This is a genomic window from Lysinibacillus sp. NPDC059133 (assembly GCF_042755925.1).
Classification (GTDB): domain Bacteria; phylum Bacillota; class Bacilli; order Bacillales_A; family Planococcaceae; genus Lysinibacillus.
Window position 1 is genome coordinate 19737 of the sequence record NZ_JBHZDH010000031.1, and the last position, 21849, is coordinate 41585.

21 protein-coding genes are annotated in these 21849 nt (G+C 36.1%); 6 read left to right on the top strand and 15 right to left on the bottom strand.

The annotated features are described in order from the left end of the window. Positions 1-212 precede the first annotated feature (212 nt). Positions 213-581 carry a matrixin family metalloprotease gene (locus tag ACFXN8_RS16090; RefSeq protein WP_386846525.1) on the bottom strand — a complete coding sequence of 123 codons (369 nt, stop codon included), beginning with the start codon at positions 579-581 and terminating at the stop codon, positions 213-215. A 74-nt stretch (positions 582-655) separates the two neighbouring features. Between ACFXN8_RS16090 and ACFXN8_RS16095 the strand changes: the two genes are divergently transcribed. After that, on the top strand, positions 656-1000 hold the full coding sequence (locus ACFXN8_RS16095) for a hypothetical protein (protein ID WP_386846475.1): 345 nt from the start codon (positions 656-658) through the stop codon (positions 998-1000). Between the two features lie 159 nt (positions 1001-1159). Continuing rightward, positions 1160-1849 (top strand): Pr6Pr family membrane protein, encoded by a 690-nt coding sequence (locus ACFXN8_RS16100; protein WP_386846477.1) that lies wholly within the window; start codon positions 1160-1162, stop codon positions 1847-1849. A 212-nt stretch (positions 1850-2061) separates the two neighbouring features. On the opposite strand, the gene ACFXN8_RS16105 is transcribed toward ACFXN8_RS16100, so the two are convergent. The 5 genes from ACFXN8_RS16105 to ACFXN8_RS16125 all read right to left on the bottom strand — a co-directional run bounded on the left by ACFXN8_RS16105 (position 2062) and on the right by ACFXN8_RS16125 (position 6305). Continuing rightward, positions 2062-2208 (bottom strand): transposase, encoded by a 147-nt coding sequence (locus ACFXN8_RS16105; RefSeq protein ID WP_386846479.1) that lies wholly within the window; start codon positions 2206-2208, stop codon positions 2062-2064. A gap of 176 nt (positions 2209-2384) precedes the next feature. After that, positions 2385-2753, bottom strand: a complete 369-nt coding sequence (locus tag ACFXN8_RS16110; protein WP_386846481.1) for an ion channel — start codon at positions 2751-2753, stop codon at positions 2385-2387. 336 nt (positions 2754-3089) lie between these two features. Next, the gene (locus ACFXN8_RS16115; protein ID WP_386846483.1) at positions 3090-4712 is read right to left on the bottom strand and encodes an S-layer homology domain-containing protein; all 1623 of its coding nucleotides are present in this window, start codon (positions 4710-4712) and stop codon (positions 3090-3092) included. A 195-nt stretch (positions 4713-4907) separates the two neighbouring features. Then, positions 4908-6074 (bottom strand): endonuclease Q family protein, encoded by a 1167-nt coding sequence (locus ACFXN8_RS16120; RefSeq protein ID WP_386846527.1) that lies wholly within the window; start codon positions 6072-6074, stop codon positions 4908-4910. 63 nt (positions 6075-6137) lie between these two features. After that, a complete protein-coding gene (locus ACFXN8_RS16125; protein WP_386846485.1) occupies positions 6138-6305 on the bottom strand; it encodes a hypothetical protein in 168 nt (55 codons plus the stop codon). Positions 6306-6454: 149 nt separating this feature from the next. Here ACFXN8_RS16125 and ACFXN8_RS16130 point away from each other — a divergent pair, with 149 nt between their 5' ends. From ACFXN8_RS16130 to ACFXN8_RS16145, 4 genes are all read left to right on the top strand, one after another. Further along, the gene (locus ACFXN8_RS16130; protein ID WP_376075568.1) at positions 6455-7033 is read left to right on the top strand and encodes a TetR/AcrR family transcriptional regulator; all 579 of its coding nucleotides are present in this window, start codon (positions 6455-6457) and stop codon (positions 7031-7033) included. Between the two features lie 73 nt (positions 7034-7106). Beyond that, entirely contained in the window at positions 7107-7460 is a 354-nt protein-coding gene (locus ACFXN8_RS16135) for a DMT family transporter (RefSeq protein WP_376075629.1), read from the top strand. Beyond that, on the top strand, positions 7460-7774 hold the full coding sequence (locus tag ACFXN8_RS16140) for a DMT family transporter (RefSeq protein WP_376075569.1): 315 nt from the start codon (positions 7460-7462) through the stop codon (positions 7772-7774). The genes ACFXN8_RS16135 and ACFXN8_RS16140 overlap by 1 nt, the downstream gene beginning before the upstream one ends. Positions 7775-8160: 386 nt before the next feature. Then, positions 8161-8757 carry a biotin transporter BioY gene (locus ACFXN8_RS16145; RefSeq protein WP_386846488.1) on the top strand — a complete coding sequence of 199 codons (597 nt, stop codon included), beginning with the start codon at positions 8161-8163 and terminating at the stop codon, positions 8755-8757. Positions 8758-9130: 373 nt separating this feature from the next. Here the strand turns inward: ACFXN8_RS16145 and ACFXN8_RS16150 are convergent, their stop codons facing one another. The 9 genes from ACFXN8_RS16150 to ACFXN8_RS16190 all read right to left on the bottom strand — a co-directional run bounded on the left by ACFXN8_RS16150 (position 9131) and on the right by ACFXN8_RS16190 (position 21459). After that, positions 9131-9673 (bottom strand): NADPH-dependent FMN reductase, encoded by a 543-nt coding sequence (locus ACFXN8_RS16150; protein WP_376075572.1) that lies wholly within the window; start codon positions 9671-9673, stop codon positions 9131-9133. A gap of 63 nt (positions 9674-9736) precedes the next feature. Further along, complete coding sequence (locus tag ACFXN8_RS16155) at positions 9737-10354, bottom strand: nitroreductase family protein (RefSeq protein WP_376075573.1); 618 nt, start codon at positions 10352-10354, stop codon at positions 9737-9739. Positions 10355-10463: 109 nt separating this feature from the next. Next, a complete protein-coding gene (locus ACFXN8_RS16160) occupies positions 10464-11441 on the bottom strand; it encodes a ring-cleaving dioxygenase (RefSeq protein WP_386846491.1) in 978 nt (325 codons plus the stop codon). 50 nt (positions 11442-11491) lie between these two features. Then, the gene (locus ACFXN8_RS16165) at positions 11492-11926 is read right to left on the bottom strand and encodes a MarR family winged helix-turn-helix transcriptional regulator (RefSeq protein WP_386846493.1); all 435 of its coding nucleotides are present in this window, start codon (positions 11924-11926) and stop codon (positions 11492-11494) included. A 226-nt stretch (positions 11927-12152) separates the two neighbouring features. Continuing rightward, a complete protein-coding gene (locus ACFXN8_RS16170; protein WP_386846495.1) occupies positions 12153-14384 on the bottom strand; it encodes a YcdB/YcdC domain-containing protein in 2232 nt (743 codons plus the stop codon). 186 nt (positions 14385-14570) lie between these two features. Next, positions 14571-16805 (bottom strand): YcdB/YcdC domain-containing protein, encoded by a 2235-nt coding sequence (locus ACFXN8_RS16175; RefSeq protein ID WP_386846497.1) that lies wholly within the window; start codon positions 16803-16805, stop codon positions 14571-14573. A gap of 136 nt (positions 16806-16941) precedes the next feature. Further along, positions 16942-18231: a LysM peptidoglycan-binding domain-containing protein gene (locus ACFXN8_RS16180; RefSeq protein ID WP_386846529.1), complete on the bottom strand. Its 1290-nt coding sequence runs from the start codon at positions 18229-18231 to the stop codon at positions 16942-16944. Between the two features lie 1166 nt (positions 18232-19397). Beyond that, complete coding sequence (locus ACFXN8_RS16185; protein WP_386846499.1) at positions 19398-20129, bottom strand: hypothetical protein; 732 nt, start codon at positions 20127-20129, stop codon at positions 19398-19400. After that, positions 20122-21459, bottom strand: coding sequence for an AAA family ATPase (locus ACFXN8_RS16190; protein WP_386846501.1), 1338 nt, complete (start codon positions 21457-21459; stop codon positions 20122-20124). Before ACFXN8_RS16190 ends, ACFXN8_RS16185 begins: the two co-directional genes overlap by 8 nt. Positions 21460-21849 lie beyond the last annotated feature (390 nt).

A 21849-nucleotide genomic window follows, 5' to 3' on the forward strand; every position in this document is an offset into this window, starting at 1 on the left:
TCAGAATTGGAAACAAGAGCTTTGATATCGCCATTTACTTCATAATCAGGAGAAAATTCAACCTCGTAAGTCTTGGAATTAGCTGATTGAACTTTCTTTCTGTTATAAACTGTGACTTTGAAAGAATTAAAAAGATGACACTGAGAGCAATACATGACGTTAAGATTGGTATTAATTTACCTGTTGATTTTTTAACCCAATAATATTCTTCCCTAAAATGGATATTTAGTATTTATTCCTTTAATATCATCTGTTTGTAGAATATAAGTTATTGTTCTGTCTCTGGATGAGTTCATAACCGCATTAACTGGTGGCTTTTCATGACTGAGACCAAGACCATGTCCTAATTCATGGACTGCTGTACTTCTACGGATAGTAGCATTACTTACAATTTTTAGGTTATCAATATTGATTGTGACATTAAAATAGAGCGAAGAACCATTAAGGGCGAAAGTTGTACCATAAAGAGGTGGATCATCTACATTTTGAGTTCCAACTAAATTTGGTGAAGTAATGTTTTTATGTTTAAAAACTCCATCATGGATGCCTTTTTGAATATCCTTATCTGTAGAGCATCTAATTGTAAATCAAGATTTTGAATGTCTGTTGAAACACGAGCATATCCTATGTTGTAGATTTATATGGAGAGGGTTCAATGTCTATCCAAGGCATAAGTAGTTTCTTAAATCGAATTAGTAAAGGTATAAATGTATCTACAGGAAGCGTATATAGCTTTTTACAGGATTTTGGTAGAAAAGCAGAGACATACATAGCATCCATAAGTAAAGAACTATTGAATTCACAGGTTCTTTATACAGATGCCATAGTAGTAAGAAACGACGGAAAGAATGCATACATAAGAAATCAAAGTACAGAAGATGCAGTAATGTATATGGCTATGAAGAAGAAGGATATTGATAGACTGAAAGAAATGGATGTTCTTAATAAATATGCAGGGAAACTGGTGCATGACCCCAACTATAGACTGGTCTATTTATAGTTTTTATTTAATCATTAAGGCTGAATAGTAACAATTAACCTAAAAATCCAAATAAATACAAATGAAAGTAAAGGTAAATATTTGACAAAACTCCGATAAAATGATATAAATTTAAAAATTTAAGATGAAATAATAGTAATATAAATTAGGAGGAATCGTATGATACGTAATAGAGTTATAGCATTATTATTTAGAATTGGTAGCCTTATTTTTGTATTATATGGTCTATTATCACGTCTGGGCATCCTATCGGGCAATATGGATTTTAAGACATTTATGTACTATACTATCCAAAGTAATTTTTTAGCACTGATCTTGTTTAGTATACTTACTATACGTACAGTTAAGGGATTGATAAATGATGGTAAGACGGGAAGTGCTGGCTATTTTCCACGCTTTGAAATGATATGTGTAATTGATTTACTTTTAACACTTATCGTTTATTGGGTGCTTCTTGCTCCTACTACCTTTACAATGGGTGGAAGTTTTTATCTTTGGAAATTTGATAATCTTGCAGTACATTTGATTGCACCTATTCTTTGCCTTGTGGATTATTTTCTATTTACAGAATCTAATCATTTAAAATACCGAGATGTATATTATGTTTTGATATACCCGCTCTCATATGTGGCATTTGCTTCTATCGCAGGTCTAATGGGATATGTGTACAGTATATCGTCAATTGATGGGAAACCAGTACATTATGCTTACTTTTTCTTTGACTATGACAGAATAGGAGCAAAATCCGTTGTCTACATCGGTGGCCTTATATTATTTTTCTTGGTACTTAGCCATATTATGTATTTGTTTGACAAGAAAGTTTATAAACCTTTAGTTGTAAGCAAATAATGTTATCCATTGCAATGATCTTTTGGTTGGTTATTATGTTTTTGTACTGATTACATCATAACTATAAAAAAAGGTCATTGCTTTTTTATTGGGTTCTTTCACATCTAGTGTGGGTGAACTTAAATCCGACGAATAGAAGTTACGTTGCAGGAGAGAATATAAACTCTCCTGCTTTCTTCTTTTCTGCTTTCTTCTTCAGACTTGGATCATTGCTAGAATGATCGATACCCAAATGCAATCCCTTTTATCACTTTAATTAAATTGTTTTTCCCTTCTAATCCACCATTCGTATAAGAATATTGAAAGGTATGCTTTATGAATGGCTCATATTCTCTTAATGTGGAAAGTGAAGTTTTCATATAGGAGGTAGCGTCAGGAAAATGCGAATTTACAACGCTAAGCCCATTTTCAAGATGATTCCCCCATTTTTAACAACGTTAAGAAAGTTTCAATGGTCTTAAAGAATCTAACGAGATCATTTTCTCTGTTTCAACGGCTTATTAGTTTTCAGGGGAGGGTTTTGCCCCAGCCTTTTTTATTTTGTAAGACGTTTTTTTGCTTGTTCTTTCTTTTCTTCCTCAATTGTAAAATCGACTATTGATCGGCCGAGCATTAATAGCGTAATAAACATGACGCCTGTTCCAACAATTAAATAAATCATCGTAAATATCTTTGAAAAATCACTAGTAGGATACAGTCCCGTCTCAACACCTGTGGGAATTAAACTCACTACTGCAAAATACATGGCATCAAGCCAATACCAGCCTTCCGTCCCTTTATAAAACATTGTCCCTGAAAGAACGATAAAAAATAATGTTGTGAACAAAGATAGAAACTGTGGACGCTTGAATGACTTCCACATGCCTACTAACAATCTTTTTGCAGATAAAATAAATGACAGCATCCCATTCTCCTTTTGATCCATTTCTTTTCAACATTATTACAATTCTAATTTGGTTCATCGCCATAATGTGGGGTTGATTTCCGTTCCGGCTGGGCTGCTATCGCTACGCTTTCGCGCAGAGCTTCCTGGGGGCGTCCGATGAGCCGCTTATCCCCGAGGAGTCACCCAGCCTCCACTCCAATCAACTTATCCACATGGTATATATTTTAACAATTGTCATCTCCAACTTTTGATGATGAACCCCTAAATTGTACTAGATATTCATCGCAATAAAAATAACATATGTAAACGTCAAAAGGTAGAGATTTCTATTTACAATCTCTACCTCGAATGATTTCATTTCTTTAATAGACTATTAAAATTTATAAATATTTTCGCTGCATGGCCACGCTTTGTAGGAGCCTCGGGTGCAAATCCCCCTTCACTACCTATAATAATACCTTGTTCATACAACATAGTGATTGCATGTTTTGTTTCTTCATCGTAAGAGGCAATATCTGAGAATGGAGCTTTCCCTTTCACCACATAAGGTTGCTTTTGCTGATATTCGTAAGCACGATTAATCATTACTGCTAGTTGAGCGCGAGTAACTGGCAGCCCTGCGTTAAACGTCCCATCCATCCCCTTAGTTAGCCCATATGCATAAGCTGCTGCAATTTCTGACTGAGTTCCGACATCATAGCTTGCAATGTCTGTAAATGGTGCCTGTTCCTTCGTCGTTAAACCGAGACTTCTAACAAGCATCGAAACGGCCTCTGCACGAGTTAAAAATTGCTCAGGCTTAAACGTACCATCTGGATACCCGTTCATAATACCCAATTCAGCTGCCTTCAATATAAACTCCTTTGCCCAATTCTTTTCTATATCAGGAAAGCTTAAAGCTCTTCCCGTAGTAAAAGTAACTGTTGGACTTTGAACACTTTCATTCCCAGCCGCATCAACCGCTTTAACAGCTACTGTGTATGCTGTATTCTCAGTTAAATTATCCAAAGTTATCGTCGGTGTCTCAGCATTTTGTGTAAATGTTAGCTTACCATTTACATACACTTTGTAACTAGTGACACCTACATTATCCTTTGCTTCCTGCCAGCTTATTTTTACCGTTGTACTATCCATCATGTTTGCTTGGATCGTTTTTGATACATCCCATAACGTACTTGTTTTAATCGCTGGTAAAAACGCCTCGTTCGCTACTGCTAAATAGCCTGCTTCACTTAAATGAATATTATCAGGGTTTGGTAAATAGCTTGGAAAATCTTTTGCTACAATATCGTATGTCGGTACAAAAACTGCACCCGCTTTTTCAACAGTTGTTTTTATCGTTGCATTCATAACTTTTAATAACATTTTAAATTGGTTCTGTAAATCCTCACTATAGTACGGAAAAGAATTATAATAACCCATCACATAAATTTGAGCATTCGGATTAAGTTTCTTAATTTCTTCTAAAATAGCAGCAATATTTTTTATTGCCCCCTGGGAAGCTTTTAGCATCATTGCTGCATTAATGCCTGTTGCCTGAGACTCTTCTAAAATAGGTATTAAATCATTGGCACCAACGGTTAGTGTAATAATTTCAGCCTCTTTAATGGATGTGTGAAGCTTTACCTTCTCACTTTGATAACCGAATCCTACCACTGGCTTTTCCACATTATTTTGTAGATCCTCTAATACATCTTTCGTTGTATAGCCTGAATAAGCAAATCCCTTATTATAAGAAGTGATGAAACCATCTTGCTGTAAAGCTTGTGCAACAAAATCCGTGTAACCTAACCCGATCATACCAACCTCATTCATACCATGTGCTAAGGAATCACCCAGTGCTACATAATCTGCTTGAACTACCCAACTTGGCGCTATGTAGTCTTTTTGTTCTTCTGCATTTACACCTATTGGTACTACTAATTGACATGCCAGAATGCTAGCCGCTAAAAATCGAAATTTCTTTGATAATTGCATACACCCATCCCTCCAATTTTTACTAATTACTATTTTAATATACAGGAGATGGAAATGGGCTAAAAAAGCGTAATTATTTTTAATGTTCATCACCAAAAGTTATGATGACGTTTGTTAAAATCTACGCCATGTCTTCGTTCCGGCTGGGCGACTCCTTGGGGATCAGTGAAATGCGCCTATGGTGATGAACCTTTTCTATTCCAGCTGAACCTTCCCATAAATGCCGCCACCCCCTACTTCGATTGCCAATTGTCCCGTTCTTGCTAAATCGATCATCTTAGCAATTTTGTGAGGCACGATTTGTTCGAGTTGCTCTAGCGTAACTCGATGCAAGATGTTCATCTCTGTACCAAATGCTTGTACTAATCGTTCCATCATTTTCGGCCCTAATCCTGGAATAAAGTCTAGTGGTACTTGGTGAATATATGGTGGTCGTGCACGTTTATCTGTCACTTGCTCTGAAAGCTCCTTTATACGTGTTACAACACCTTTAATAATTTGCGTGCTTTCACAGTTTGTACAAATTGTTGCCAAATTGCTAAGCTGCTCACCACATTTTGCACAGACAGTCTTATGATATTTACCAAGCAAAGGATTTAAGCCATAATTAGCTGTTACAGCTCGACCTTGTTGCTCATGAAGCGCCATCTTTAATTCTGTAAAATTTGCATTAGATAGTCTCAATTTTTGATACTCACGTGCAATTTTTCCAAGTGAATGTGCATCAGAATTGCTGACAAATGTATACGCCTGCAGCTCTCTAATGTTACTCACCATATCCGTATCGGAACTTAAACCAAGCTCTATCGCATCTATAAGCTGAGGGTCAAAAACTTCTGTTAAACTACGATACACACCTTTACCAAAGAGACTTTTAAATGGTGTAAAAACATGGGCAGGAATAAAAAGCCCACCTAATTCATGAACCTTTAGCTGCAATGTTCGCCCATCACAATAAATTCGCTGAGAGCTTAAATGGATATTTTTCATATGTTTAGACATCCAATTTGAAAATTCCCTCATAAGCGAAAGTGTTGGAAAATAGGCAAGCACATGGATTGGTCCTAGGCAATGCTGATCATAAATCTCAATTTCAGAACCTGGTATAAGTGTAGTTTCTTGAAAACGAAGCCCTCCCTGTTCCAACTCCTTCAGTTCGCCCTGTTCGATCATCTTTGCCATTTCATCCATTACTTCTGGTGACTGACAATCAATAATCCCAATAATCTCTAGTCCCTTTCTTGCGCTTGAAGTCTCTAAAATTCTTGCTAATGTTAACGTTTTGCTGCCAGTAATTTTAACAGCACGTCCACTTGAGGTACGTCCAATATGAATATGTAAATCTCCATAGAAATCCTGCATCATTGTAACCCCCTATTTTTAGATAAAAAAACCTCACATTGCTGCAAGGTATTTTATTCTTAATTATGATGGATGATTTTGAGTACTATTATTTGACTCAAAGGCACCCGAGCCCTGTGATGGCATTGTCGAAGAATCATATGCCACTAATGTCACTCCAATGTTCTTTTCTAAGTCATTAATTTTTTCAAGCTGTTGCGGATCTAGTTGTGCAATCTTTATCTCTTCCATTTTCATCAAATCCTTTCACGCATAAAGTTCCCCAAATAACAAACATATATACGCAAAAACAAAATGACTGACTGTCAGTCATTTTTCATTGACTTTATTTCAGCTATTTTGTAACATAATAAATAAGCAGGCTAAAAGCGAGGGATTCCATGTCAAAAGAAGAGAAAATTATTCAAGCTGCAATTGAAGTTTTTCGTGAAAAAGGAATTGAAAAGACAAAGGTTTCAGATATCGTAAAAGCTGCAGGTATAGCGCAAGGGACATTTTATCTTTATTTCCCATCACGGCTTTCAGTTATGCCAGCCATTGCAAAAGTTATGGTTGAGAAAATTATTGCTGCTATAAACGATGGTATTTCAAAACAGGAGCCTTTTGCAAAGCAGCTTGAAAAATTAGTAGATATTGTTTTTTCACTAACAGAGGAATATCGAGATGTATTTGCACTTATCTATGCCGGTATTACACAAACTGAACATATGAAAGAATGGGAAAATATATATGCTCCCTATTACGAGTGGATGAATAATTTCTTAGATGAGGCTCAATATGAAGGAACGATACGCGAATCTCTAAACACTACACGTTCTTCTAAACTGATCATCGGTCTAGTAGAATCTGCTGCTGAACAAATTTATTTGTATGATGACAGTGAAGAAGAAACAATTAGACTTCAAAAGCTTGAGCTCCTCGACTTTTTACATCATGCACTCGGTTTACGTCACGCCTAAGTGACGTTCTCTTTTACACCAAAAAATGACTGAATGTCAGTCATAATCATGGATGAATGAAAGGAAATTAATTATGCAAAAAGATTGGATTTATGTTGGATTAACTAGTTTGTTTGAATTGTTTTGGATATTTGGTTTTAATGTTGCAAGTGCTTGGTGGCATTGGATTATTATTGTGTCCTTAATTGCGTTGGATTTTCATTTCTTATCGAAGGCTTGTGAAAACCTACCTACAGGCACAGTTTATGCGACTTTTGCAGGGGTCGGTACAATTGGTACTACGTTAATGGACATTTTTATTTTTGATGGTGAGTTTAATGCTATTAAAGGAATTTTCATGTTTATTTTAGTACTTGGTGTTATTGGTCTTAATTTAGCCGATAACCCTTCAAAAGATTATGATGAAAAGAAAGGTGCTAATGCATAATGGGTTGGTTACTTGTTTTATTAGCTGCAATTTCGGAAATTATCGGGGTTGTAGGCTTACGTTTTTATAGCCAGAAAAAAACTATACGTAATTTATTAATATATGTAGGCGGGTTCGGAATGTCCTTTGCACTTTTATATGCATCCTTTAACTATTTACAGTTAAGCATCGCCTATGTCGTTTGGGTTGGGATTGGTACAGTTGGGGCTGTTCTCGTGAATATTATATTCTTCGGTGAATCTAAAAACCTGACTCGAATTATTAGTATCATCGCCATTATCATTGGTGTGGCAGGATTAAAAGCAGTATCTTAATTTATTCTATTTTAATTCGTGCTAAAGCCTAGTATGGATCTTTGGCAAAGCGAGAGGTTGATCTCCGTTCCGACTGAGTGCTTTCCTTGGAGGTGTTTCAGAACGATGGCTAAATCATCATACTCCTCGTTACAGTTCGAGACAGCGTCGGCTTTGCATCGACTTCCCTTTTAAAGGACACATCATACAAGATATCATACCATCAGCATCTGTTTTTAATTATGACGTTTCTATCATATATTTTAATCGATAGTCTATAACTAACAATCAGTGATCAGATTAAACAGGATAAACATTTTGTGTTAACTATTTATTTTTGTGTAGTTGACACAAAATGTTTATTTTTTTACACTATTGTTATCAACATTACTTTTAGGGGTGAAATAATGACAACAGTTGTGGAACACACACATCATAAATTAAGAACAGTCGATCTTGCATACATTGGACTATTTTCAACATTGATGATGATAGGAGCTAATATCACGTCCATTGTACCTTTCATGGTTGTTGGTGGCGTACCTATCACATTGCAAACATTTTTTGCTATTTTAGCAGGACTTATTCTTGGAAGTAGAAAAGGGGCACTCGCTTGTACGGTTTATATGTGCATAGGTTTAGCAGGTGCACCTGTATTTGCTCGTTTCAACGGAGGCTTTGGACAAATTTTAAGCCCTACTTTTGGTTTCATTGTTTCTTTCATATTAGCTGCATTTGTCGCGGGGCTTATTGTAGAACGTATTGGAACGAAGAAAAGCTATGTAGTCGCTGCAATAGTTGCAACAGCTATTAATTACTTACTAGGGACAAATTGGATGTACTTTGCCTATAAGCTATGGGCTAGCGCTCCTGATGCTTTCACTTATAAAGTAGCGTGGTTTTGGATGATGCCTCCTTTGCCAAAGGATATTATTTTAGCTATATTTGCAGGTATTTTTGCATACCGTCTCCAAAAGGTTTTAAAAATAATTCCGATTAAATAAAAGCCTATCACCATTACGAGGGGTTGATTTCCGTTCCGGCTGGGCGCTTTGTTGCTGTCGCTTCGCTTTCGCACAGATAAAACATTTGTAGCTGCCGCTTTGCTTTCGCACAGATAAAACATTGTTGCTGTCGCTTCGCTTTCGCACAGATAAAACATTGTTGCTGTCGCTTCGCTTTCGCACAGATAAAACATTGTTGCTGTCGCTTCGCTTTCGCACAGATAAAACATTGTCGCTGTCACGCAGAGCAAAGCTTCCTGGGGGCTTCCGATGAGCCGCTTCTCTTACGCTCCATTAACCTCTATCTTAAATCCAATAAACCCAAAAATGTCCCATAAGTATATTGTTATACTTATGGGACATTTTTTAATGTTTAAACGTATTTTTTCACCCAGTTTAAGAAGTTATCAATAACTACATCTAGGAATTTGATAGTACCTTCATCTGTTAAATTGCCTTCTGTATCAAATTTAGTGTGTACTGCGCCAATATAAACATCATTACCACTAAGTAATGGTGAATTTACTCCAGGTGAGAATAAAATATCTCGTAAGTGTAATTGTGCTTTAACAGTACCTAAATTACCCATTGATGCGCCCATCATGAATGATGGCTTGCCAATCATTACTTTATCAACGCGAGATAACCAATCGATGGCGTTAACCATAACACCTGGCACTGTACCATTATATTCTGGAGTCAACCAAAGAACTGCATTTGCCTCTTTTACTTTTGCTTTAAAATCTAATACTGTTTGCGGTGCTTCATTTTCGATATCTTGGTTATACATTGGTAGGTCTTTTAAGCTTAATACTTCAAGATCTAATTTCTCCGCATAACGCTTTTGAATAAATTTCGCTAATTGCAAATTATAAGATTCATTACGGATACTACCTACGATTGCTACTACTTTCACAATATTTCCTCCTAAATGTGCATTAAATTTATTTTTTGTAAAGCACTTTTATTTTATACCGACCTAATAATAGGTTGCAAATTCCTCAACTGGTTTACGATAACCACGTAAACGGCGACTATCTTCTTTTTCCTTACCTATTGTAATCATTAGTGCAATTTCTTGTGTTTCTGGCACATTGAAAAGGCCTCTCATTTGTTGCTGATCAAAGCCGATCATTGGACATGTATCCCATCCACGATTTTTGGCTGCTAGCATAAATAACATAGCTGAAAGTGAAGCGTTACGAATGGCTTCTTCCTTCATAAATTCCTCGCCACGTTCTTCATAAAATTTAGCGTTTTCATTCACGATATTTTCTAATTCACAAGCATTAATAATGCCTAAGTCTACCATCCCTTGATTAAGGTTAGCAGTATTTTTATAGGCTTCTTTATCTCCTAAAACAAGTATAACCGCTGAGGCTGAGTGCACTTTATATTGCCCGTATGCTGCTTCTCTTACTTTTTCTTTTTTTGCTTCATCTAAGACAACAATGTAATTGGCATGCTGTAAATTAAAGGCAGATGGAGCAAGCTTAACATCCTCCAAAATGGGACGTATATCTTCTTCGCTCATCTTGATGCCCTCTATAAAATTATTCGCAGAACGACGCTTATCTATTACCTTTGCAAATTCCATCCAACTGACCTCCAATCATTTTTTAGAAATCGTATTATTGTTAAGAGTATGTAATCCAATTCAGTAGAGGCTTGTGTTTCTCTACTGAATGGAATGAAAAGCATTACTCCTATTCTTTATCGAACGTAATCGTACTTCTTACAGTGTCAATAGGACGAACAAGCTCTTCAATTTGTGCACGCTTTGGTTCTAAGAACGGTGGTAACGACAATTTTTCACCTAAAGTTTCATAAGGCTCATCCCCCATAAATCCTGGGCCATCAGTAGCTAGCTCAAATAAAATTTGTGGTGCAACTCGTGCATAAAGGGATTCAAAGAAGTGACGGTTTACATAACCAGAAGTATGGAAGCCAAAGCTTTCAAATCGTTCAGTCCATTCATTTAATACAGCGCGATCCTCTACGCGAAATGCAGCATGATGTACTGTACCGAAGCCTTGACGAGCTACTGGTAAAACTGTATTAAGTTCTACAATAATTTGTGCACCGTTTCCACCTTCACTCACCTCAAATAGATGGAAATCCCCTTCTTCCGCAATTTCTGTAAAGAGCATCACTTTCTCTAGCATTTCTTTGAAATATTTAAAATTAGCAACTCTTATAAAAATTGGACCTAGGCCTGTAATTGCATATTCAAGAGGAATCGGTCCATCTTGCCATGGAGTGCCTGATGCAACGCCTGTATTGTTTTCATCAGAAATAAGTTGATATTGTTGATCATCAAAATCAATGAATGATAAAGTTTTCTTGCCAAACTGCTCTTGTATACCTGTATGTTTAACATTTAATCGATCAAAACGTTTTATCCAATAGTCCAATGCCGCATCGGTAGGCACACGGAATGAAGTTTTGGAAATTTCATTTGTTCCATGCACACCTTTTGGAATGTTTGGAAAATCAAAAAATGTCATATCAGTACCAGCGCTACCTTTATCATCTGCAAAGAATAAATGATATGTTTGGATATCATCCTGATTAACTGTTTTTTTCACTAATCGCATCCCTAACACATAAGTAAAGAATTTATAATTCTCTTCCGCACTACTTGTAATAGCAGTAACGTGGTGAATTCCTTTTAAATGATTCATTTTATATTCCTCCTATTTATCTCGATTTCGAGATAAATATGTAAAATTTTTTATTTTTTAACTGCGTTTAAACCAACCTTTTTTAGAGACAGGATCATTGTGTCCATCTCCTGTTGATCTAATACTTCAAAAATCTCATTAATTTTTTGTTCATGCTTTGGAAATATTTCTTCCATCAACGTTTGTCCTTCAGTTGTTAATAAAACATATGTGACACGACGATCCTTTGGGCAAGCATGTCGATACACAAAACCTTTTTGTTCGAGCTTATCAATAACGTACGTAATACTACTGCTAGCAATTAAAATTTTCTTTCCAATCACTTGAATTGGTTGCTCACCATGGTGATATAAAAACTCAAGTACTGAAAATTCGGTTGGATTTAAATCATATTGAAGCAAATCTCTCTTTGTTGCATCCTGAATCGTTTGATACGCCCGGAACAAGACCGTAAAAGCTTTTAAATTACGATTGTTTTCCTTCATACGACTCCCTCTTCTCATTTACTTCGAATCCATTTATCTTTAATTCGAGATAATAATAACATATAAAATAATTAACGGCAATCCTTTTGTTTTACTGTAATCATCAATTATGCCTCGTCATATTTGTAACTGCCGTTTCACTTTCGGTACAGAAAACAACTGCTGAAAGAAGTTAAAAAGGGCATCCCCTAAAATAGGAGATACCCTTTCATGTATAAATTATCGATTAATAATAGAAATCGCGACCTCTGTTTTCCTCATAAGCAGCCTTTGCTAGACGAACTGTAGATACAGCCAAATCTGCATACGTCACTTTCCCAGTAGCATTAAATTTATTTTGCTGTCCATCCATTAGCCCCATTGCACTCGCTAAAGCAACATAACCTGCGTACGCTGAGTCAATAGAGCTTGCATCAGTATAGTTTAATTTGTAAATGTCACTATGCTTAGCAGCACTCTCTAAATTTAGTACACGTACTAACCATTCTGCAAGCTCTTGACGAGTCAATTCTTTATCTACTGCAAATTGATCCGCCGGTTGTATAATACCGATTTTTACAGCTTGTTCAACGGTTCCGTATAATGGATGCTTTTTGTCAATATTATTAAAGGATTGCTTATCATTGTCTCTTCCATTCGGACCGAAATCATATCCGTATGATAAGGATTTAACTAAAATTTTCAAAGCTTCTCCCTTGGTTACAGCTGCATCAGCATTAAAGTTTGCTGGGTCTTTAACCTCTAATACATTTTGGTGTAGTAAATAAGTTAATTCTCCCCCAGCTTTCGGATGTGAAATAGCTGGTTTTTCTTTGGCAACATCAACATTTTGAAGCCATTTACCAGTTGTTGCATCAATACCATTAAACATGCTTCCATTATAAACTGGAGAGTACACTAAATCATAGTGGTGATTATCCTCACCATCCTGTTTTGCATACTGGAGCTCTAATTTTAACCCCTCACTGAACGTTGCTTTTGCCTTATCAGCAGGAATAGCTTTGTTTACAGACGGCCAATTATCGATTTTACGATTATTAACATGTAAAGCATTTAATTTCCCATCTGCACTAATACCAACAGAAATTTCATCCCCTACTACGGCAATGCCATTGACAATACGTGGGAAGGAGAAGTAATACTGTTTGCTGTATTTGGCATATGCTGTATCTTCTATTGGTTTTGAATAGTTATGAATATAGGACGGAGCCCACTCTTTTAAGTAGTCGATCGCTTTTGCTAATGCAGCATCTTTTGAAATTGGCTCTACTTTATCATCTGTCTCCATGAAATCTCTACGTATATCCCAGTAGTTTGTAATCTCACCTGTTGCCTTGTTCACTTCAAATGATGTGCCCGAGCCTTCATTTCCAAAATAATACATATAATTCACTTCGTAAATTGTTTCACCATTTTCGTTTTCTCTTTCATCAACCGAATCAATTTGTAGCTTTACTTTGTCTGAATCAACTTTTAAGAGAGATTTAGCTAACTCTTCAACTTCTGCTACTGTAATGTCCTTCTTTCTAGGTTCCAGTGGTTGCGATGCCAGTTTTTCTACACCTTTTTCCTTCGGTACTTGAGAAGTGAAACCATACATTGTTTGCCACTGCCCATTTATTGCATGTACACCATTGAAGCCTGTTGACGGCATATACACAAGCTTAGCACTAGCTTCACCTGTTTGGTAATTATAGTCAGCCATATAACGTAAATCTACTGACAAATTTTCGCGAACTTGTGCAAGTATATCTGACTCATTCTTTTTCTGTTCTAAGTTATCAAATGTAGCCTTACTAGTTAACTCAGTATCACGATACATACTTGTAACTTCACCATTCGCTAGAACTACAATATTGATAGACTCATCACTAATTAGTACACCATTATGTGTTGGTGAATAAGTGAATGAATACCTAATTGGTTCAGTTAAAGGTCTACTATAACTTAAATCAAAATCACCAAAAATACTGTCTTCACGAAGCTTGTAATTCGTAGTATTCGGCAATTTCTTTAGGAAGTCTTGGGCAATTTTCTTTGCCTCCACCTCTGAATACTTCACTGGGTACAATGCATCCGCTATATTGGCAGGTTGGTAGTAGAAATTTTCTAATTCTAAATCTTCGCCTTTAAAAGTAAAATTGCCAAAAACGTCTTTGCCATTAATTCTCTTATGGAAGCCTAAATCATAGCGTATCGCTTTGTCATCATTATAATAATGCCCTTGCCCCATTGAAAAATCTTTATCTGTTACAAAATTAAACTTGCCTGGGAATAGTGTATTCAATTGCTTAATAAGCATATTTTTCGTTACTTTTGTTTCTGTTGAAGCAACTTGTATCGCAACTCTTTCTTGCGATTCTTTTACATTTGCTGAAGCTTGTGCCATTGGCGAAAGTACACTAACAGAAAATGCAGTAGATGTTAGTATGATACCTAACTTTTTGAATTTTACCAAAATACCCCTCCTAGATTATCATTTATCATTATTATAGTATATATTACCATGAATAGAAATAATATTTCGGATTGTTTATTTTTACCATAAAATAGAATGGACATAGAGCTATTTTAGCTTCATTCAAAGAAGTTAAAAGGGCATCCCCTAAAATTAGGAGATACCCTTTCATATATCGATTACTGATTAATAATAGTAATGGCGGCCGTTGTTTTCCTCATAAACAGCCTTCGCTAGACGAACTGTAGATATTGCCAAATCTGCATACGTCACTTTCCCAGTAGCATTGAATTTATTTTGCTGACCATCCATTAGTCCCATCGCACTTGCTAAAGCAATATAACCTGCGTATTCCGGTTTAATTGAGCTTGCATCAGCAAAGTTTAATTTGTAAATGTCACTATGCTTAGCAGCATTTTCTAAATTCAATACACGTACTAACCATTCTGCAAGCTCTTGACGAGTCAATTCTGTATCTAATGCAAATTGATTACCCGGTTGTATAATACCCATTCTTACAGCTTGTTCAACAACTCCGTATAATGGATGCTTTTTGTCAATATTATTAAAGGATTGCTTCTCGTCGCCTCTTCCATAAGGACTAAAATCATAATGTCCGTATGATAATGATTTAACTAAGATTTTCAAAGCTTCTCCCTTGTTTACAGCTGTATCAGCATTAAAGTTTGCTGGGTCTTTAACTTCCAATACATTTTGTTGTAGTAAATAAGTTAATTCTTCTCCAGCTTTTGGATGAGAAATAGCTGGTTTTCCTTTAGCATCATCAGCAGCATGAAGCCACTTACCAGTTGTTGCATCAATACCATTGAATATACTTCCATTATAAACCGGAGAATATACTAAATCATAGTGGTGCTTATCCTCGCCATCTTGTTTCGCATACTGTAGCTCCAATTTTAACCCTTCATTGAACGTTGCTTTTGCTTTATCAGCAGGAATAGCTTTGTTTACAGACGGCCAGTTATCAATCTTGTGATTATTAATATTTAAAGAACTTAATCTACCATCTGCACTAATACCAACAGAAATTGCATCCCCTACTACGGCAATGCCATTGACAACACGCGGGAAGGAGAAGTAATAGCGTTCGCTATCTTTATCATAGATTACATCTTCTAGTGGCTTCGAATAGTTATGAATATAAGACGGAGCCCACTCTTTTAAGTAGCCTATCGCTTTTGCTAAAGCAGCATCTTTTGCAATTGGTTGTACTTTAACATCTGTCTCTATGAAATCTCTACGTATATCCCAGTATTCTGTAATCTCACCTGTTGCTTTGTTCACTTCAAATGATGTACCATAACCACCAGTTTTTATATGATACATATAATTTACTGAATAAATTGTCTCACCATTTTCATTTTCTCTTTCATTAATCGAATCAATTTTCAGCTCCGATTTGCCTGAATCATCTTTTAAGAAAGACTTAGCTAACTCTTCAACTTCTTCTACTGTAACGTTCTTCTTTCTAGGTTCAAGTGGTTGGGATGCCAGTTTTTCTACTTCTTTTTCCTTTGGTACTTCGGAAGTGAAACCATTCATTGTCTTCCACTGCCCATTTAATGCATGTACACCAGCGAAACTTGATGGGGGCATATACGCAAGCTTAGCAATAGATTCACCTGTTTGGTAGTTAGTGTCAATGACATAACGTAAATCAACTGATAAATTTTCTCGAACCTGTGTAAGTATATCTGATTCATTCTTTTTCTGATCTAAGTTATCAAATGTTGCCTTACTAGTTGACTCAGTACTACGATACATATCTGTAACTTCACCATTTGCTAGAACTGTAATATTGAGATTCTCATTAATTAGTGGTACACCATCATGTGTTGGCGAATAAGTGAATGAATACGTAATTGGTTCAGATAAAGGTCTACTAAAACTAAAACCAAAATCACCATACCAATTGTCTTCACGAAGCTTGTAGTTCGCAGTATTCGGCAATTTCTTTAGGAAGTCTTGGGCAATTTTCTTTGCCTCAGTCTCTGAATACTTCACTGGATACAATGCATCCGCTATATTAGCAGGCTGATAGTGGAAATATTCTAATTCTAAATCTTCGCCTTTAAAAGTAAAATCACCATAAACGTCTTTGCCATCGATTGTCTTGTGGAAGCTTAATTCATAGCGTATTGTTTTGTCATCATTAAAGTAATGCGCTTCCCCCATTGAGAAATCTTTCTCTGTTACAAATTTGAACTTGTTAGGGAATAATGTATTCAATTGCTTAATAAGCACACTTTTTGATACCTTTGTTTCTGTTGAAGCAACTTGGATCGCCACTCTCTCTTGCGATTCTTTTACATTTGCTGAAGCTTGTGCCATTGGCGAAAGTACACCCACTGAAAATGCAGTAGACGTTAGAATGATACCTAATTTTTTAAATTTACCCAAAATATACCTCCTAAAATATCATTTACCATAATTATAATATAGATTACCAGAAATGGAAATCTAATTTTACAGATTATTTATATTTATAAGAAAATAGAACTGACCTGGAGCTATCTTATATTGCTCCTTAAGATTCTCATTTCTTTACTACATCAAAGTTTGACCCGATCAATAACCAATTTTGTGGGAATGGGAGGCCTAACTTCCAATAGCCTACTCCGCGAAGTTTGTACTGTTTGATTAAATTAAACTTCGCTTGAATGGATCTTGCGTCCTCGAACCACACCACATGTGCTCTACCTTGCTCATCATAATATTCAAAGAACGGAGCTTGAGATCTCAAATCAAACTGAATAGCAGCATTATATTTCTTAGCAATTTCGATCGCTCTTTGTGGACTAACTGCTTCTGCATTAGGCCCCCCCTGGACAAAAGGCAGTGTCCAGTTATACCCATATAAATTCTGTCCAAGTATAATTTTGTTCCGAGGTATCTCACTTACTGCATATTTAACAACCGCTTCTACTTCTGGAAGTGGCGATACTGCCATGGGCGGACCTGCAGAATACCCCCATTCATAAGTCATTAACATAACAAAATCCACTATTTCTCCATGTGCTTTATAATCATGCCCCTCCGTCCACGGACCTCGCTCACTAGCACTTGTTTTTGGAGCTAGCGCTGTCGATACGGTATATCCCTGTGGATGGAATCGACTCACCGCTCTCCTTAAAAAATTGTTATACGCTTCTCGTTGATCGCCCGGCAAATTCTCAAAATCGAAATGAATATCTCTAACGGTTCCTAAACGTTTTGCTTCTTCAAGAATATTATTGAAGAGCAAATCCTGTACGGCTGTACTTTGAAAAATATCTCTCGCTAAATCACCGCTAAAACTAAAATTCTCCAAATTTGAGACAACCATTGCTAGAGAAGCACCTGTATCATTTGCAATTTGCGCCACACCTTGACTTGGTGGTACCTTAAGCGTTCCATCTCGCCTTGCCTCATAGCTAAATAGAGCGAGATACGTTAAAAATGGACCCGCTTCTCTTGCTTGACTTAGTAATGCCTCACTAACGAATGTCCCTCTCGGCTCTAAATATGCCAATGTTTCAGCTCTTGTTTTTGGTTGAGGTGGAATATACAGTCGCATACCAATCGATAAAGGCTGACTCGGACTAATATTGTTGACTTGAGCAAGTGTTAAATAATTCATACCAAAGCGTTGGCCGATTGAATATAGACTATCTCCTGACTGCACATAATAAAAATTTCCGACAATCGGTATCACAAGAGCTTGCCCTATAACTAATCGATTTGGTTCAGGAATTTGATTGGCATCTACAATACTTTGAACTGTTGTCCCATACGCCTGCGAAATACCCCATATGGACTCTCCTGCCCGTACAACATGTATTTGAATGTCAGTGCCCCCTTCTAGCTTGATAAAATCATACCTATAAAGCTTATGAATTAGGAAAGGAAAAAATGTAAACTGCTCAAAGATTCTTCGCTTGGTTATAAGATACTCGGTGAAATCGGGATACAGTTTATGCAATTTTTATTCATCGTCTTTATGGATCGGGGTTTTCAATTATTATTACACATTTATAATAATAAACCTCTTGAAGCTAAAACATTTAAAACGTACCAGAAATTCATGGCATTTATGCATTGCGGCTTTGTCATACAGGCATTTTCAATAAACTTTGATGCGAGTATACGGAGAAATGTTCATTTTATAATTATTAATAGTCTCTATTGATAGCTAATTCATCAATTCCTCATTCAAAATATTCCGAATTTTTTCCGAAGCACTTGCATTGAAAATTATTGCGAGTATTACTGTGAAAATTGCTGATATAAAGTTTTTTGAAGGAGGTATTTTAAGAAAAAGATATTGCTATTTTTAGTTTGAGTATTGCATTTGTTGGGCATTCCATTTCAATGTGTTCAATATAAAGGGAAAGCTCTTGCTTTTACCCGGGTATGATAATAGCATATCATTAGCAATAAATATTTAAAAATCAGAAAGTAAAAACTTCTTTCTAATATGCAAATGTTCGAAATTGCAATAAGGAACTGTTGCTAGAACAACACTTAAGGTGTTTAGAGAACCCTATACCACTAGTCTATTAAAGTTTCAAAATCAATTTTTGTCATATATTGAACAAAAATTGATAAAACTATCTACTGTTGTCGATATAAGACAAAGTTGTATTGTTTAAAATAAAGTCGCACCGTTTTTTAGGCTATAAAAATCTAGGAAATAATGTTATATCAACATTTGTATTAATAAGGTTTTTGAAACAAAGCCCCCCTCTTTGAGAAATGGGAGCAGTAAGTCCTTTAGGAATAATCATATGCAAGATTTTATACACGCTTTTATTTCGTAAAGCAGCCAAAAAACGCTGACAAACCAACGATGTTTAACACTGGCATGTTGCTCTAATTTATATTTTGTCTTCTACACAATAAAATACCCTCCAACGATTAATGGAGGGCATAGACATTAACTGCCCGTTAAAGCCTTTTGGTGAAGATTAAAAATCAGCGGGAGCTGTGGCCCCCACTGATTAAAGTTACACTCTATTGTACATCTGATTTAATCATTTCAAATAATAACGGCACATTCGTTCCACGCTGTAACGAATTGCAGCCCTCCATTAAAAATGACCAACTCATTTTCATTTTTTCTTTATACGGAAGCTCTGCGTTAACTGGAAGATAGACTTTTAAAAACTCTTCTATGGAACTCGATAAACTGTCCATAAATTCATCAGCCTTTTGCACCTTTTCCGTTGCTACTTCATTGCGCTCATTCCATAGTACATGCTCTAAGTTTGTAGAAAAATAGAATAGCTGATACGGTATTCTTAATCGTTGAATGCTAAAATGATCATTCGCCACTAGGATTTTGGCATTATTCGCCTTCATTTCATTTCGTTGCTCGATTTGCTCCTTACGCTTCTCAGACTTCACCAATATCGCATCTTCTGTATAATATAAATTTTGCTCAATATCTTCTTTCACTTTGACAAATTCTGGAGCAACAAAACAACCGTCTGCATCAGTAATATGAACGACAGCAGTTAAATCCTTCGCTAAAAACTTATACTTCTCCAAATAGTTCTGAATCACTCGCGCAACACTATTTTTAATATTAGGTATCCTCTTATGAGCATCCCATTTCGTTAAAATATCCTCCCGTTGTACATCGAAGCGAACCGTAGAACTTGCAAAATGTTCTTCTAGATAATCCTCTAAAACAATTTGCTCCGTCTGTCCCTCTACAATGATTAAAAGAACCTTTTTAGTCACGCTGGACACCCGCTTTTCTAAAGGCACGCTTAATTTTAAATATCTTCGTTTCTTTATAAACCTCTTCATCCTGTCCGCCCAACTGAATTGCACGTAAATAAACATCCCGAGCATTATTTACCTCTTTAATACCCTTTAGCTGCATATAACGACGTTCCTCATTCGTTGTCGTAAACCATAAATTTTTAATAGCAAGCACCTCTAACACGCGTAAATTATGAGACGTAAAAATAAGCTGGCCTTTTCCGTCCTCATCAATCACTGTTAACAACTCACCTAATAAATATTCAAAAACACCAGAATCTAATTCATCAATCACTACACAAGCATTCGGGTTATTATAAACGGCAATGAGCACACTGAGTACAGAGATAATTTTCAAAATCCCTTCTGACTCTGTCCGTAGTGGTAATTCGCGCTCCCCTCGCTGTGATAAAAATTCGAAACGGATTCCTTTTTCCCCATTATCCATAGTTTGTTTTGTAATTACATTAATCTTTATAGTCAGACCTGGAATAATCGCTGATAATACACGATTACTTTGCTCTATTACTTCACATAACACATTAAACGTATCCTCTGGCAATAACGCTGGCCCTTTCAAATTGTAAGGGATAGAACCACGAGTTTTTTCTAGATGGATACTAAATGGCATGATGCGCTCCTCAAATAATGGTGCGATATTTTGATTATTAACAACATGTAAATCTCGATTAAAATCTATTGCTAAATTATGAAGTAATTGCATTTCTAGCTCTGATAGCCTGTCTTGTAATATTGGCTTTAAATCTTTATGAAAGGCAAAGGACGTATATTGTTTTTTAGATAGTTGATGAATGACTAGTAATTGGATCCGCGTTTTTTCATTCATATCAGAAAGATTTGCTTTACGTAGTTGTATGTCTTCCTCTGTCACATTAATTAGAATCTTTGAACGCTTTCCTTTCTCATTCTCTCTGTAGGCTATACGTTCAACCGTTGTGTACAGTCTGTTTTGATCTTCTTTTAACTCTACATAATAATTGAGGGAAAATGCGCCAAATTGATTTTCTACAAGAAACTCGAACTCAATACTTGCCGTATCCTCCCCTGCCATAATTAATCTCTTTTCCTGAGACGGTAATTTTATTTCAGTAATCCAGCCGGAGATAAGTGCCTTTAGCAAGCCAAATGCATCAACAATAGTTGTTTTCCCTGAACCGTTTTGTCCGTATAAACCTACAACATTAGCCTTAAAAAATGTCTCAAAATTCACCGTTAAAACAATTTCACCATGTCGTACATTACGTAAATTTTGTATCTTAATTTTCTTGATTTTTATAATGGCCATTTATCTAAAACATCCTTTAATAATATTTCCTTTTATTATAATTAAATTTGATATATTTTATAACATTTTATATTTTAATGAATTATACAAGTATTGCTCTTTCACCGAGTTTAATGCCTACGACAATCATAATAGTGGGCATATGTTAGAAAAGAAAAACGAAGAAAGGTGTGTTTCATTGGTCAATCCTAGATTAAATCCCGAAGATGTTGATGTTACTATTCCGTTTCACCCTAGCATGCCTTCTGGTAGTCCATATCCATCATTAAACCCATTACCGTATCCGACACGACCTTCGCAGCCATATCCACCACAACCATATCCACCACGTCCTCCACAGCCATATCCGCCGCAACCATATCCACCACGTCCTCCACAACCATATCCGCC

Bases quoted from the DNA above. Each gene is read 5' to 3' on its own strand.
- ACFXN8_RS16095 (WP_386846475.1), top strand. From the start codon at position 656: ATGTCTATCCAAGGCATAAGTAGTTTCTTAAATCGAATTAGTAAAGGT.
- ACFXN8_RS16100 (WP_386846477.1), top strand. From the start codon at position 1,160: ATGATACGTAATAGAGTTATAGCATTATTATTTAGAATTGGTAGCCTT.
- ACFXN8_RS16105 (WP_386846479.1), bottom strand. From the start codon at position 2,208: ATGAAAACTTCACTTTCCACATTAAGAGAATATGAGCCATTCATAAAG.
- ACFXN8_RS16110 (WP_386846481.1), bottom strand. From the start codon at position 2,753: ATGCTGTCATTTATTTTATCTGCAAAAAGATTGTTAGTAGGCATGTGG.
- ACFXN8_RS16115 (WP_386846483.1), bottom strand. From the start codon at position 4,712: ATGCAATTATCAAAGAAATTTCGATTTTTAGCGGCTAGCATTCTGGCA.
- ACFXN8_RS16120 (WP_386846527.1), bottom strand. From the start codon at position 6,074: ATGCAGGATTTCTATGGAGATTTACATATTCATATTGGACGTACCTCA.
- ACFXN8_RS16125 (WP_386846485.1), bottom strand. From the start codon at position 6,305: ATGGAAGAGATAAAGATTGCACAACTAGATCCGCAACAGCTTGAAAAA.
- ACFXN8_RS16130 (WP_376075568.1), top strand. From the start codon at position 6,455: ATGTCAAAAGAAGAGAAAATTATTCAAGCTGCAATTGAAGTTTTTCGT.
- ACFXN8_RS16135 (WP_376075629.1), top strand. From the start codon at position 7,107: ATGCAAAAAGATTGGATTTATGTTGGATTAACTAGTTTGTTTGAATTG.
- ACFXN8_RS16140 (WP_376075569.1), top strand. From the start codon at position 7,460: ATGGGTTGGTTACTTGTTTTATTAGCTGCAATTTCGGAAATTATCGGG.
- ACFXN8_RS16145 (WP_386846488.1), top strand. From the start codon at position 8,161: ATGACAACAGTTGTGGAACACACACATCATAAATTAAGAACAGTCGAT.
- ACFXN8_RS16155 (WP_376075573.1), bottom strand. From the start codon at position 10,354: ATGGAATTTGCAAAGGTAATAGATAAGCGTCGTTCTGCGAATAATTTT.
- ACFXN8_RS16160 (WP_386846491.1), bottom strand. From the start codon at position 11,441: ATGAATCATTTAAAAGGAATTCACCACGTTACTGCTATTACAAGTAGT.
- ACFXN8_RS16165 (WP_386846493.1), bottom strand. From the start codon at position 11,926: ATGAAGGAAAACAATCGTAATTTAAAAGCTTTTACGGTCTTGTTCCGG.
- ACFXN8_RS16190 (WP_386846501.1), bottom strand. From the start codon at position 21,459: ATGGCCATTATAAAAATCAAGAAAATTAAGATACAAAATTTACGTAAT.